This window comes from Bradyrhizobium sp. SZCCHNRI3052 (genome assembly GCF_032484895.1).
In the GTDB taxonomy this organism is placed as follows: domain Bacteria; phylum Pseudomonadota; class Alphaproteobacteria; order Rhizobiales; family Xanthobacteraceae; genus Bradyrhizobium.
The window spans coordinates 232042-245885 of sequence record NZ_JAUETW010000008.1; the positions used below are offsets into that span (position 1 = coordinate 232042).

General features: G+C 66.8%; 12 protein-coding genes. 5 read left to right on the top strand and 7 right to left on the bottom strand.

Going from position 1 to position 13844, the window contains the following annotated elements:
* Positions 1–65: 65 nt before the first annotated feature.
* On the bottom strand, positions 66–791 hold the full coding sequence (locus QW887_RS22245) for a Crp/Fnr family transcriptional regulator (protein WP_315713303.1): 726 nt from the start codon (positions 789–791) through the stop codon (positions 66–68).
* A gap of 123 nt (positions 792–914) precedes the next feature.
* Between QW887_RS22245 and QW887_RS22250 the strand changes: the two genes are divergently transcribed.
* Positions 915–1151 (top strand): hypothetical protein, encoded by a 237-nt coding sequence (locus QW887_RS22250; protein WP_315825220.1) that lies wholly within the window; start codon positions 915–917, stop codon positions 1149–1151.
* 6 nt (positions 1152–1157) lie between these two features.
* Here QW887_RS22250 and QW887_RS22255 read toward each other — a convergent pair whose 3' ends face one another.
* Positions 1158–1763, bottom strand: coding sequence for a TetR/AcrR family transcriptional regulator (locus tag QW887_RS22255; RefSeq protein ID WP_316194968.1), 606 nt, complete (start codon positions 1761–1763; stop codon positions 1158–1160).
* A 181-nt stretch (positions 1764–1944) separates the two neighbouring features.
* On the opposite strand from QW887_RS22255, the gene QW887_RS22260 reads away from it, so the two are divergent.
* Positions 1945–2235 carry a hypothetical protein gene (locus QW887_RS22260; RefSeq protein ID WP_315713297.1) on the top strand — a complete coding sequence of 97 codons (291 nt, stop codon included), beginning with the start codon at positions 1945–1947 and terminating at the stop codon, positions 2233–2235.
* 122 nt (positions 2236–2357) lie between these two features.
* Complete coding sequence (locus QW887_RS22265) at positions 2358–2921, top strand: HXXEE domain-containing protein (RefSeq protein WP_316195026.1); 564 nt, start codon at positions 2358–2360, stop codon at positions 2919–2921.
* Between the two features lie 10 nt (positions 2922–2931).
* On the opposite strand, the gene QW887_RS22270 is transcribed toward QW887_RS22265, so the two are convergent.
* The 5 genes from QW887_RS22270 to QW887_RS22290 all read right to left on the bottom strand — a co-directional run bounded on the left by QW887_RS22270 (position 2932) and on the right by QW887_RS22290 (position 11103).
* The gene (locus tag QW887_RS22270; protein WP_316194969.1) at positions 2932–4107 is read right to left on the bottom strand and encodes a PepSY-associated TM helix domain-containing protein; all 1176 of its coding nucleotides are present in this window, start codon (positions 4105–4107) and stop codon (positions 2932–2934) included.
* Positions 4108–4124: 17 nt separating this feature from the next.
* Positions 4125–6425, bottom strand: a complete 2301-nt coding sequence (locus QW887_RS22275; RefSeq protein ID WP_316194971.1) for a TonB-dependent siderophore receptor — start codon at positions 6423–6425, stop codon at positions 4125–4127.
* A gap of 348 nt (positions 6426–6773) precedes the next feature.
* Complete coding sequence (locus QW887_RS22280) at positions 6774–8225, bottom strand: HAMP domain-containing sensor histidine kinase (RefSeq protein WP_316194973.1); 1452 nt, start codon at positions 8223–8225, stop codon at positions 6774–6776.
* Positions 8226–8481: 256 nt separating this feature from the next.
* Positions 8482–10041 (bottom strand): serine hydrolase, encoded by a 1560-nt coding sequence (locus QW887_RS22285; RefSeq protein WP_316194974.1) that lies wholly within the window; start codon positions 10039–10041, stop codon positions 8482–8484.
* A gap of 315 nt (positions 10042–10356) precedes the next feature.
* Positions 10357–11103 (bottom strand): alpha/beta hydrolase, encoded by a 747-nt coding sequence (locus QW887_RS22290; RefSeq protein WP_316194975.1) that lies wholly within the window; start codon positions 11101–11103, stop codon positions 10357–10359.
* Positions 11104–11973: 870 nt separating this feature from the next.
* Between QW887_RS22290 and QW887_RS22295 the strand changes: the two genes are divergently transcribed.
* Together QW887_RS22295 and QW887_RS22300 are read left to right on the top strand one after the other, a co-directional pair.
* Positions 11974–12099 carry a hypothetical protein gene (locus tag QW887_RS22295; RefSeq protein ID WP_284423887.1) on the top strand — a complete coding sequence of 42 codons (126 nt, stop codon included), beginning with the start codon at positions 11974–11976 and terminating at the stop codon, positions 12097–12099.
* 112 nt (positions 12100–12211) lie between these two features.
* On the top strand, positions 12212–13789 hold the full coding sequence (locus QW887_RS22300; RefSeq protein ID WP_316174204.1) for a 2-isopropylmalate synthase: 1578 nt from the start codon (positions 12212–12214) through the stop codon (positions 13787–13789).
* Positions 13790–13844 lie beyond the last annotated feature (55 nt).

The following is a 13844-nucleotide window of genomic DNA, read 5'->3' on the forward strand; positions in this document are numbered from 1 at the left end:
ACGCGCGCAACCGTTAAAGGTGGGAGTCGCGAGCCCACGTGAGTGGCCGCGCTGAGACCTGTGCCTCAGCGCGGCTGCTTCTTCAGGTGCAGATAGCTGGGATCGAACTCGCCGATCGCGCATAGCCGCGTCCAGTCGTGCACTGTCAGCAGCCCGCTGCGGAAATCGACAGCGCGGCTGGCGCGCAGCTCGACCAGCGTGCGGTTGACCGTCGCGATCGCGATGCCCAGTGCCTCGCCGAGCTGCACCAGGCTGACCGGCAACTGCAACTGATCGTGGCGGACATGGCCGAGCGCGCGGGCGCGATAGAACAGCTCGCAGAACATGTGCGCCATGCGCGCCGGCTTGCTCCGCGCGCTGTTGTTGGTGATGGCCTCGCGGAAGATCGACGCATCGATCAGCGTCTCGCGCCAGATCGCAAAGCCGAGCGTCGGCCGCCGGCTGATCGCGCGGGTCAGCTCCTTGTGCGCAACGCTCGCCACCACCGCCGGCCCGATCGCGCAGACGGCGTGATCCATGCAGTCGAGGAAGATCGACTGGGCGTCGGGCCAGTCACCGGGCATGTGAAAGGAGAGGTACTGCCGCTGCCCGCCGGACAGCAGGTGATAGCGCGCCACCCATCCGGAGATCACGACGACGGAACGGTCCGGCTCGTCGCCCTGGCGGATGAGGTCCTCCTGATCGGTGAGCTCGCGCAAAGCGGAGCTGAAATTCCGGATCTCGGCGATGTCCTCGCCGGACAGTTTCGAATGCTCCCTGAGCTTGTTGGTGACGATCCGGTCCGCATCCATGAAAATCCTACCGTCCGGGCGGTGTTGCGTATCAAATGAGACGACGGAGCCGGCGTTACCGACTAAGGTCGCCGTCAGCAGATGCGGTCGAAGGTTGCCGGTCGCCGCATCGGGAGAACAGCTGTGCCCCACATCGCGTTCCTCAACCGGCTCCGCCGATTGTTCGGTGGCGCGGGGCCGCATATCGAGACCATCGCAGCCGCCCTTGCCGACGGCCGCATCAAGCAGCCGGCTCATCCGATGTCGGATCAGGAGCTGTCGCGCGCCATCCGCGAGTTCCAGAGCCGGCCGGCGTCGGAGGAGGCCTTGAAGAAGCTCGCTGAGCGGCTGGAGGCCGCCAAGCCCGACGGCCCCTCGTGACGGCTCTCATGACGATTTGGCGGGATCCGGCGCCAGCAGGAACAGCATCAGCCGCACCAGTTCGTCCTCGAGCTCGCGTGTACCGACGAGGCGATGTTCGCGCATGACGGCAGCCCGGATCGGGCCCAGCGCAGCGCGGACCAGGATGAAGCGGCGCGCGGCCGGCATCGCTTCGCTCCGCAATCCCACCGTCGCGATCAGCCGTTCGGTCATGCGGCCCACCATCTCGTGCAGCGCCTTCTGCAGCTCCGCGTCGTTGCCCAACAGACCGATAAGATAGCGCCGCACACGGTGACGGCCGGCGAACGGGGCGAAGCCCTGGCGCACCGCCGCGCGCACGATCGCCTCGCGTCCAAGCCCGCGATGCGCCTCCAGCGCCTCCCCGAACTCCGCCTCCTGTCGAGCGAACTCGCGCAGCACCAGCGCACGCAACAGTGAGGTCTTGTCCCTGAAATAGCTATAGAGCGTGCCGATCGAGAAGCCCGCGCGCTCGGCGATGGCGTTCGTGCTCAGGCCCTTGCCGCCGCCGCTCTGCAGAAGTTGAGCGGTTGCCTCGAAGATCACGTCGAGGGTCTGCCGCGTGCGCTTCTGCACCGGGGTTTTTCGAAGCATTTCAGGAGCTTGCTGCACGGTCTGGACCTCGGCTGGCGGAAGGGTGAAATCGAGTAGGCGTTGCTGCCGGCTCGGGTTAGATCAGAGCCCGCATGCGGCCGGCCGGACACTGAGTGGATGTGCTCCGGACCGAGCCTGCTTGCGCCGGGCTGAACCTCATTTGAACGAAGGACTGATTGCCATGCTGCGCGTCGCATTCCCGTTTGTCACATTCGTCGCCGTCTCCCAATGTCTTCTGTCGCAGGCCGCGCTGGCCGGCAACCGCGCCGCCGCCGACAGCTGTGCCGCCAAGCTGTCGCCCGTGGCGAAGCAGATCTACGACGTCGCCGCGCCGGCCATCGGCCCGGACAGCGTCGTCAAGGACGTCATCGTCGAGCGTGTCAGGCCGCTGGTGATGGCCGGCAAGTTCGATCGCGACACCGCCCGCGCCAACGCCACGCCGGCCGGCGAATGCCTGGTGCTGCTCAAGTAGGTCGCGCCGCGCTCCGAAAGGTTTGGAGGCTGCGACAGGACATCACGCCGCAGCCTCCCGGCGCGGCGGTGTCCGGAGCAACCCGGCTTGGCAAGTTCAGCCGACTCGCGCATCACTCGCTGATGCTGGACCTTCTCTCCCGTCACTGGGTGGCCGGTGCCGTGTTCATGGCCGCAGCGCTGCTGGCGCTGGTACCGCTGCTGGCGGCCGACTGGCCGCTCGCGCTGCTGCTGATCTTCCTGCATTCGCCGGGCTACATGATCCACCAGGTCGAGGAGCACACCGGCGACCGCTTCCGCAGCTTCGTCAACAACGTGATGTTCGGCGGCCGCGAGGCGCTGACCACGATCGACGTGCTCTGGGTCAATTGCGGCGCGGTCTGGGGCATCGACCTGATTGCGCTCTACGTCGCCTGGATCGCCGGCCCGGTCTGGGCGCTGGTCGCGCCCTATCTGATGCTCGTCAACTCGCTCGGCCATATCGGTCCGGCGCTGCGCTTCCGTGGCTACAATCCCGGCCTCGTCACCGGCATCGTGCTGTTCATTCCGCTCGGCCTCGTGACGGTCCTCACCATCCCGGCGACGGCTGCCCAGCATGCCCTCGGCTTCGGCCTGTCGCTGCTGCTGCACGTCATCATCGCGGCCAACGCCATCCGGCGCGCGTCGCACGTCCGCGCCGCGGCCTGAGCGCGCGGCCTCATTCGCCGGGAACGAGCTGGACAGCGCGTGCCGGCTGCGGCGGCCGCCGCAAGCGCCGCCGCGACAGATAGAGCAGCGTGCCCGTGACGGCGAACAGCGGCATCAACGCGGCGGCGAGCATGAAGGCGAGCTGGCCGGGCCAGCCGAGAATGCTGCCGCGGTGGATATCCAGGATGCGGGCGAGCACGCGCTCGCCGGCGGTCTTGTCCGCGTAACGCTCGGCCGCGAGCAGCCGGCCCGTCGCGCCGTCGATACGGAATTCGTCGCGCCGGCCGTCATGCGCCTCGCTCGGCCAGGCGCGCACGCGCACCGCCGCGCCGGCGCCCGCCGGCAAGGTGAGCTGCATCACCGCGAAGCGATCCCCGATCTGCTCACGCAACGTGGCCCAGACCAGATCGAGCGCGACAGGCTTTGCGTCCGCAGACCCGGAGCGACCCTCGCGCGCAGCTTTGCCGGGCATCGATGCTCCCGACGATGCCGGCGCGAGCAGCGCGGCCAGGCCGTCCTTGTACCAGGCGTAGGAATAGGACAGCCCGGTCAGCGCGATCACCAGATACACCGGCAGCACCCATGTGCCGATCACGCTGTGCAGCGAGCGGTGCAGGCCGCGTCCGCTCAGTCCGAGCTGCGGCTTCAGCCAGAGTGCTGCGCTGCTCGCCCGGCGCGGCCAGCGCAGCACGAGGCCCGTGATCAGCAGCACGACGAGTCCGAGCACCGCGGCGCCGGTGATCTGGCGGCCGGCGCCGTTGCCGTCGCCCGGCAGCAGCAGCCAGCGATGCAGCCTCCGCACGGTGGCGAAGAACGCCTCGCCGCGGGGCTCACCGAGCACGCGGCCGTCATAGGGATCGACCAGCAGCGAGAGGGGCCGGCCGCCATCCTCATTGCGCGCGAAGCGGACGCGCACGGCCGCCAGGGGATCGCGCGACAGCGTGATCGCCGAGACCTTGCCGAGTGCCGGATCAGCCTGCAGCCGCGCCACCAGCTCGGCGGGCGAAAGCGGCGCTTCCGTACGCGGCGCGACGTGGGACATTTTGGCGTTGAGACCGGCCTGGATCTCGTCCTCGAAACCCATGATCGCGCCGGTGATGCCTAAGAGGGAGAGGATCAGCGCGGCCGCAAGACCCAGGACAGAGTGGATCTGCAGCAGCGCCGGTTTGATGCGGAAGGACGTCACGCACGCTTCTCCTTGGCTCAGAACTTCACCGTCGCCGACAGCGACACCCGCCTCGCATCGCCGACCGCGACGGTCAGCGCGCTGTTGGCCGAGGGGTAGTAGACGTTGTCGAACAGGTTCTTGACGTTGAGCTGGTAGATCACCGGCAGGTTATGGTGCTTGGTCTCGTAGCTCGCGAACACGTCGGCGACGACGTAGGGCGGCAGCACGAAGCTGTTGGCGGCATCGCCGGCCCGGTCGCCGACATAGCGCGCGCCGCCGCCGAGCCTGAGCTGGCCGGGCAGCGCCGTGCCGAAATCGTAGACGAGGTAGAGCGAGGCGGTGTTGAGCGCGACGTTCTGCAGGCGGTTGCCGCGATAGACCGGGTCGTCCGTGACCCTGGCATCGGTGTAGCCGTAGCTTCCGATCATGGTCCAGTGCTCGGCGATCTTGCCGGTGACGTCGACCTCGGCGCCGCGCGAGCGCACCTTGCCGGCGGTGGTGTATTCGACGACGTTGCTGGCATTGGTCTGCGACACCAGCACGTTCTGCTTGTCGATGTCGTAGACCGCGACGGTGCCGGACAGCCTCTTGTCGAGATCGAACTTGAAACCGGTCTCCCACGCCGTGCCTTGCTCGGGCGCGATGTTGGAGCCGAGCACCACGCCGCCGGTGAGCGGGGCGATGGTCGAGTTCGGCTTCAGGCTCTTGGTGTAGCTGGCGTAGAGCGAGACCTGCTCGTTGAGCTTGAGGATGGCGCCGCCGAGCGGCAGCACGGTGTCGGCGGCGACGTCGGTATTGGCCTTGAACGGCCGGCCGCGGCCGGCGATCTGCTCGTAGTCCATGTAGCGCACGCCGCCGACGAAGGAGAGCTTTTCGGTGACATGCAGCGTGTCCTGCACGAACAGCGAATACTGGCCGAGCTTGTCGGTTTGGTCGCTGTCGCTGGCCGAGACCAGCGTGCCGGGTTGGATCAGCCCGTAGACCGGGTTGTAGACATTGAACACGCTCGTGACCTTGTCGCGGATCAGGTCCTGGCGATAGATCGTGCGGTATTGCGCGTCGCCGCCGAACAGCACCTCGTTGCGCAGGCCGCCGAGCCAGAAGGCGCCTTGAATATAGGACGTGCCGTAGCTGACCCGGCTGAGCGAGCCCCAGGTGCCATCATTGCTGCGGGTCTCCTTGCCCTTCGCATCGATCGTGGTGATGCGCAGCTGGTTGGCGCTGGAGCTCTCGGTGTTGTAGCTGTAGGCCGCGGTGAGCTTCCAATCGTCGTTGAGCTTCTGCTCGACCGAGGCCTGGACCAGGTCGGACTGCCCCCATGTGTTGTTGAAGGGCTCGTCGAGCCGCCGCGTCGCGGGGATCGCGAGCGGCGCGCCATTTATGAAGGCGGTGCCGCGATCGAACGGGGTGATGAACTCGCGATGCTCGTAGTTGAGCTGGACCGTGGTCGTGTCGCCGTACCAGGCGAGCGACGGCGCCACCAGCATCTCGCGATGGCGGCCGAAATTGCGCCAGTAATCCTCGCTGACGCCGTAGCCGATGAAGCGATAGGCGAGGCCGCCGTCGCCGATCGGGCCGGTGACGTCGATCGTGCCGTCGGCGCCGGTCCGGTTGTTGGCGTAGGCCGAGCCGAGCAGCGTCACCGAGCCGTGCTGATAAAGCTCGGGGCGCTTGCTGATGGTGTTGACGATGCCGCCGGGATCCATGATGCCGTAGAGCAGCGAGGCCGGGCCCTTCAGCACCTCGACGCTCTCCACGGCCGCATTGAGGCTGCGGCTCTGCACCAGCGGCAGGCCGTTGCGCATGATCGAGCCGTCGCGGTTGTCGCCGAAGCCGCGACGCATCACCGCGTCCTGCGTGCCGGCGAGCGTGTTGGCCTGGGTGACGCCGCTGATATTGGCGAGCGCGTCGTCGATGTTGCGCGGCAACTGGTCCCTGATCACCTGTTCGGGCACGACGTTGACGGATTGCGCGGTGTCGAGCGGCGAGGCGCCGCTGCGCAGCGTGGTCGCGCTCGGCATGGCGCGGTAGTTGAGCTTGGCGGCGTCGAGGACTACGGCCTCGGCCGCGGCGCGTTCCGCGCGTGTCGGCATCGGCGGCGGCGGCATCGCGCGTCGTGACGGCAGCGCACGCGCCTGGCGCTGCGGCGCGCTGGCGGCGCTCGCAGGCTTGCGCTTCGGCGCCGGCACGTCGACCGTCACCGGCGGCAGCGTCGCCTGCGCAAACACGGGAGAGGGGGACCAGAGGAGGTCTGCGGTCAGAGCACTCACGAGCGCAATCGCGCCACGCATGCCGGTACGAGCGCGCGCATCGCGCCGGCCTTCACACTTCGTCATCGTCTATTGCACTTCCACGTCGCACCGTTCGAGGGAACGGTCAGCTCGATGCGACGTCTAGCAACGCAGTGCAGCGAAAGACACAACGCGCCGGATTGAATTGCTCTAAGCCATGCGGTGTTGAATTGTTCTAATTGGTTCGGAGATGCGCAGGTCGCGGCGTCTCTGCGGCATTGCGCATTTGATGATCACGATCGACGCGGAGTGATTCATGATCGTGCACGATGATGCGCGATAAGCGCCCCACCCAAGCTGCGGACGGAGCGCTGGTGGTCTCGTTTTCCGGGACTGCGTGCCGAGGACGCTCAACGCTTGGGACCGGTCGTTGATGCGGGCGCACCCCCGAGCCTATTGTGCGGCGGTGAGTTCCAGCTCGGCCGGCTTGCCTGGTCCGATCAGCGGAATGTCCAGCGTGATGCGCGTGCCCTGCTGCGGCTGGCTGTCGAGCTCGATGCGGCCGCCGAGTGTGGATGCCACGAGGTTGAAGGCGATGTGCAGGCCGAGGCCGGCATTGCCCTTCTCGCGGCGCGTGGTGAAGAACGGGTCGAACACCCGCCCGCGAACCTGGTCGCGCATGCCGACGCCCTGATCGGCGCAGACGATGCGCACCGAGTCGTCGCCGGGCTGTGCGACCTCCACGGTGAAGACGCCGCTGATGTCGCCGGGATAGGCATGCGTCGCCGCATTGAAGGCGAGGATGCTGATGACCTGTCCGAGTGCGCCGGGATAGCTGGTGAGCACGATGCCCTCCGGGCAGGAGAGCACGACCGTCAGGCCCTGGCGCGCCAGCAGCGGGCGGAGCTTGGCGACGTGATCGGTCATCCAGCTTTGCAGCTCGAAGGTCTGCAGCGCCTCGTTGGCCTGGTCGACGGCGACCTGCTTGAAGCTGTGTACCATCTCGGAGGCGCGGTGCAGGCTCTGCGTCGTCAAGTGCAGGCCCTGCTGCAGCCGAGCGACGCCCCTCGCCAGATCCGAGCGCCGCACCGGGCCGCCGCCAAGCATGCGCGCGATCGCCTCGACGTCGTCTTCCATCGCCGTCGACGTGGTCAGCGCCAGCCCGAGCGGGGTTGAGACCTCGTGGCCGACGCCGGCGACGAGCTGGCCGAGCGAGGCCAGCTTCTCCGCCTGCACCAGATGGGCCTGCGTGGCATGCAGATCGCGCAGCGAGGCCTCGGAGCGCTCCTTCTCCCGCTGCAGCGCCTCCGCGGTGCGGAACTGCTTGCGCGCCTGGTACTCGCGCGCGCCGACGGCATAGAGCGAGAGCAGGCAGGCATTGCCGACCAGCGAATGATCGATGAAGCGCAGGCCCGGCGGCAGCGGCTCGGTCGCGAGACTCTCGGCCACCGCCAGCGCGCTCCAGCTCGTCGCGCAGAAGATCGCGTAGGAGCCGGTGCGCAGCGGCAGCATGGTGGAGACGAACAGGATGACGATGATCATGCCGGCTGCAGAATAGGTGAAGCCCGACGGCAGCACCCAGTAGATGGTCGGCAGCACGCAGCCGGGGATGACGCAATAAATGAGATGGATCGGCTCGGCCCATCGGCGCGCCGGCGTCGACAGCAAAGCCGTCAGCGGCAGCAGCACCAGCGCGGCGGTGCCGCCGCGGATCGCGAACGTGGTCGGCACGATCTCGGGATAGAGCACCCAGTCCCACAGCGTGTAGCCGGCAAAGGTGAGGGCGCCGAGCAGCATCGCGATCTGCGTCCAGGCGGTGCTGCCGCGGACGTAATGGTCGACGAAACGCCGCTCCTCGACGGCATCCTCGAAACGCAGCCCCAGCCGCTCCAGCAATCCCAACATTATGCCACCGCAATCGAAAAACGATCCCCCGCCGCGCCGGGCAGGGCCGGAGGCTTGGCGGGAAGGCAGACATACACGAGATGATCTGTTTGAGAAAACGACGGGAGATCGCATCCGCCGCCCGCGGCACGCAGAGCGCTATGAGAACTGTTCCAATTCTCGCCGTGCGGCATGTCTCCGCCCAGCCGAACGGAGCCGATCAGTGCTGCAGCATTTGCGCTCGACTTTCGTCAGGCTGCGCAGAGCCGCCGAGGACTCATGGCGCCGCATGACCCTCGACCACTACGTCCTTGCCGTAGCGGCCCTTCGTTCGGAACGTCACCTTGTTGCCGTCGAAGCTGAGCCGCCAATTGCGCTCCTCGCCCTGGCCAATGAACTGGGCGTCGATCACGAAGGTCGTGGCGTCGATCCAGCTGCCCTTCATGGCCCGGTAGGTGAAGGGCTGCCAGGGATGGGGCGGCGCGGTCTTGCGATAGAGGCCATCGAGGCCGATCGGGCTCTGCAGATGCACCGTGCCTCCGGCGCGGTCCCGCGAGGGGATGTCCCAGGTGGCCTGCGGTTCCGGTCCCGTGAGGTCCAGCTTGATCGTGTTGATGCCGAGCGGGCCGGGCGGGAAGCTGTAGGTCCTGCCCGAGATGGAAGCCGCCATCTCCGGCACGGCTCCGACCGGGCCTCGGGTTTCCGTCGCGACCTCGCGGACATCAGCGGCGAGCGCGGCTGCCGCTTCCGGCGCCGCAGGCAGGGCGCTGTCAGATGTCACAGTCGCCGAAATGGTGTTGGCGAGCTTGCGGAATGGACAGAACTCCCGCGCGGTCATCACCGCCACGATGTCGCGGTCGGGCAGTACCATGATGACCTGGCAGTGGTAGCCGACCGCCATGAACACGTGTTTGTCCGGCAGGGCCCAGAACTGATCGGCGTAGGAGAGCCCCGGATCGAACTTCGCATTCATGCTGACGGTGGCGTGGTTGACAGCTTCGATCCAGTCCGGCGGCAGCAATTGCTGCTCGCCCCAGCGGCCGCGCCGCAGATAGAGGTAGCCGATCTTCGCCATGTCGCGCGGCTTCAGCGCCAGCCCGAAACCGCCGGCGGAAATTCCCTGGGCATCCTTGAACCAGGCGTGCTCGGTGATCCCGAGCGGCCCAAACAGCCTCTCCTTGGCGAAGTCCTCCGCGCTCTTGCCGGTGAGCTTCGTGACGATCGCGGAGAGCAGATGCGAGTTGCCGCTGTTGTAGTAGAACGTCTCGCCGGGCGCTTGCGCCATCGGCCGGTCAAGGATGTACTGCACCCAATCCGGGCTCCGGCCCATCTCGTAGAGGGATGTCTCGGCGCCGCCGCTATAACCCTCGTCCCAGTCGAACCCGGAGGTCATGTTGAGCAGGTGCTGCACCGTGAGCGCCTGCTTGCGCGCGTCGACATTGTCGATCTTGCGATCCTTGAAGAAGTCGAGCACCGGATGATCGAGACTGTCGAGCACGCCGTCCTTGAGCAGCATCGCAATCAGCGTCGAGACCACGGCTTTGGTCGAGGAATTGATGATGTGCGGCTCGTCGGCCTTGTAGGGCGCGTAGCTGGCATCGAGCACGATGCGGCCATGGCGCGTGATCAGCAGGCTGTCGAACCTGAACGTCTTGCCCGCGGCGACGAGCTTCGCCAAGGCCGCCGAATCCATCCCTTCATCCTCGGGGGTGGCGATTGGCCAGTCGGATTGCGGAAAGCCGGCTCGGCTCGCCTCATCGGCGGCCGCGTGGGGCGTGAGCGGACAGACGAGCAGCAGGGCGACGGCAAACCAGAATCCGGTCCTGACACGCAACATGGCATTCCCCCGGCGAACGGGGCGTAGGACATGCTATCAGAGCGCGACAATCAATCAAAGATTGCGTGATGATCGCGCGCGCCGTCATACTGCCACCGACGCTCGCCTCATACCCGGTGTCGTCCCGGACAAGCGCGCAACGCGCGCGCCGATCCGGGATCCATAGCCCCAGGGAGATGTGCGAGGCACGATGGCCGACCGTTCTCGCCCAGCCACGTCGGCCGCGGCGTATGGGTCCCGGGTAAGGGTCCGCCAACGCTTGCGCGTTGTCGGACTTGCCCGGGACGACAGCGAATGTGTGGCCGGCAATCATCCTCATCGGTCCTCTCGGTCGGACCAATGCGCCCGCAGCGCGGCGGCAATGCTCTGCGGCCGCTCGACGATGCTCCAGTGGCCGGCGTCCTGCTCGACATGGAGCTGGGCGCCATGGCGCTGCGCGAAGCGGCTGAGGGTGTCGAGCGACATGTAAGGATCACGCGTGCCCGAGATCACGAGGCCGCGGCGTGGCAGATTCGCCAGCCGTTCGATCCAGTCACCGCTGAAGCGAAGCGCGTTGGCGGAACGATACAGCGCGAGGATCGACCGGCGCATCGGTGCCTGCCATGCCGCGGCTTCGCGCGCAGCAAGCTCTGCTGGCAGGCCGCACTGGCGGAACGCACGCGCCATCATGCGTTGTGACGGCAGCGCCATGAACAGCTCGCCCAGGATCGGCGTGTTCCAGATCCGCGCGATCAGATGTCCCCGATAGTCCGCATCGAGCGCCGCGCCCGCAATGGCCCAGGAGCGCACCAGTTCGGGCCGCAGCGACGCCGCCCGCAGCACCAGCAGCGCGCCCCAATCATGCCCGACCAGATCGATCGGCCCGAACGCCGCATGCTGCGCCTCGATCAGCGCCAGGAGCCAGTCCGCGTAGGCGTCCTTGGTGCCTGCGAAGCCCGCGGACGGCTCGCCGCAGAAGCCCGGCAGGCAGGGCACGGCGACGGTTTCGCCGAGCGCTGCGATCAGCGGGCCCCAGATCGCGGGCGTATCGGGGACGCCGTGGAGAAAGAGGCGGTTGGTCATGGCTCGTGCCTATCACAGGCCGTGTCGCTGCATCATGCACAAAAATTCTACTTTCTTTTTTTCAGAAATCATGATTGTATGCGCCATCCCGCCTCGTCGAAGAGGGGCGTACGCGTCGTCACGATACGTGGAGTGCGGGGAGCGATGGCCGTGAGGGTGCCGGTGGACGACCGGCACGTTTGCGGACGGCGAAGTCGTGTGGTCCTGGCACCCCGATGCTGGTGTCAAGCCGGCGCTGTTCATGACGAGCGCGCCGGTGACGGGGGCAATCAAGCCGGTCCCCGAGGAGAGCACGAAGTAAGTCGTAAAGCCGTTGCGCAGGGGAGGCCGGGATGTCCTGGCCGTACCTGTGGTTCCTGCCCCGTGCACTTCTTCACGCACGGGGGCCGCGGGTGTCGGCAGACGCCCGGTCTTCCCTGCACCCTCGATTGACGAGGGCTTTGATGCTGATGATCAGCCTGGGCACGGTCGTGCTGCGGGGATGATGAGGTGCGTTCTGATGCAGGCTGTTTGGCCGAGGTCTGATGAGAGTGAGGCGCGCGGATGTTGCGTCAATCACGCGGGGGGAGCGCGTCGCTCCACCCCTACTGTCATCGTCCGCGAAAGCGGACGATCCATTATTCCAGGGACGGTTGTGGTTCAGCCGAGAGGCCGCGGCGTCCTGGATACCCGCTTTCCCGGGTATGACAGCGGTGGGCGGGGCGGGACCTCGCCGCTGGGCAGTCCCCCTCAATACGTCACCCCTCCTGACCATTATTCGGCGTTGCGAGACCCTCCCATTCCCAGTAAAAGCGCTGTCGAGGGCACCTCGGCAACAAACCGTCAACGGTTTTGCCGCACAGTTTTCGTGTTCTCGCAAAGGGTTTGGCAATGCTGATTCGCAGCGCAGAGATCGAGGCCATCGCCGGGGCAGACGCCCGGACGATCGCGCTCGCCGCGCTGCAGCCCGCCGACCTGATCGGCGCGATCGAGCTTCTGCTTCTTAGCTGCCCCTGAGGGCCGGCTGGGCGGGATGCGCCTGGGCACTCAGGGGGCTGCTTCGACACCGAAACACCCTTCAGCGCCTCTGGAAGCCACGCGCACCACCCGAAAAGTTCGAGGAAAGCAGATGTCCAATCCCGTTCAGTCCGACAAGGACCGCGTCGTCATTTTCGACACCACTTTGCGCGATGGCGAGCAGTGCCCCGGCGCCACCATGACGTTCGAGGAGAAGCTCAACATCGCCGCCATGCTGGACGGCATGGGCGTCGACATCATCGAGGCCGGCTTCCCGATCGCCTCCGACGGTGACTTCGAGGCCGTCAACGAGATCGCCAAGCGCACCCAGAACGCCGTGGTCTGCGGCCTGTCGCGCGCCGGCGCCAAGGACATCGACCGTTGCGCCGAGGCGATCCGCCCAGCCAAGCGCGGCCGCATCCACACCTTCCTGTCCACCTCGCCGGTGCACATGAAGTACAAGCTGCAGATGGACCCGCAGCAGGTGTTCGAACTGGTGATCTCGTCGGTAACGCGCGCGCGCAACCACACCGACGATGTCGAGTGGTCGTCGGAGGACGGCACCCGCACCGAGTTCGACTTCCTGTGCCGCTGCGTCGAGGCCGCGATCAAGGCCGGCGCCACCACCATCAACATTCCGGATACCGTCGGCTATGCCGTGCCGGAGGAGTATTACGACCTGTTCAAGCGCGTGCGCGAGAGCGTGCCGAACTCCGACAAGGCGGTATTCTCGGTCCATTGCCACAACGACCTGGGCATGGCGGTCGCCAACTCGATGGCCGGCGTGCGCGCCGGCGCCCGCCAGATCGAATGCACCATCAACGGCATCGGCGAGCGCGCCGGCAATGCGGCCCTGGAAGAGGTCGTGATGGCGATGCGCGTGCGCAACGACAAGCTGCCGTACTGGAACAAGATCGACACCACGCAGCTCACCCACGCCTCCAAGGTGGTCTCGGCCGCGACCTCGTTCCCGGTGCAGTACAACAAGGCCATCGTCGGCCGCAATGCGTTCGCGCATGAGAGCGGCATCCATCAGGACGGCATGCTGAAGAACGCGCAGACCTACGAGATCATGCTGCCGGAGACGGTCGGCGTGAAGCAGACCTCGCTGGTGATGGGCAAGCATTCCGGCCGCCATGCCTTCATCCACAAGCTGGAGGAGATGGGCCACAAGCTGGCGGGCAACCAGGTCGAGGACGCCTTCGTCCGCTTCAAGGCTTTGGCCGACCGCAAGAAGCACATCTATGACGAGGACATCGAGGCGCTGATCGACGAGGGCATGGTGAGCGCCCATGACCGCATCAAGCTGCTGTCGCTGTCGGTGATTGCCGGCACCCGCGGCCCGCAGCGCGCCACCATGAAGCTCGACGTCGACGGCGTGACCAAGATCGAGGAGAGCGAGGGCAACGGGCCGGTCGATGCCGTCTTCAACTGCATCAAGTCGCTGGTGCCGCACGAGGCCAAGCTGGAATTGTACCAGGTCCATGCCGTGACCGAGGGCACCGATGCGCAGGCCGAGGTCTCGGTGCGGCTGTCGCAGGACGGCCGCTCGATGACCGCGCGCGCGGCGGATCCGGATACGCTGGTGGCCTCGGCCAAGGCCTATCTGGGGGCGCTCAACAAGCTGGTCATGAAGCGCCAGCGCGACGTGGCGCAGGGCGCGGGTACGGCGGCCGCAGCGGCGAGCTGAGTTCACGATCGTCGGTTGGGCCGAACCTTGCTTCGTCATTCCGGGGCGACGCGCA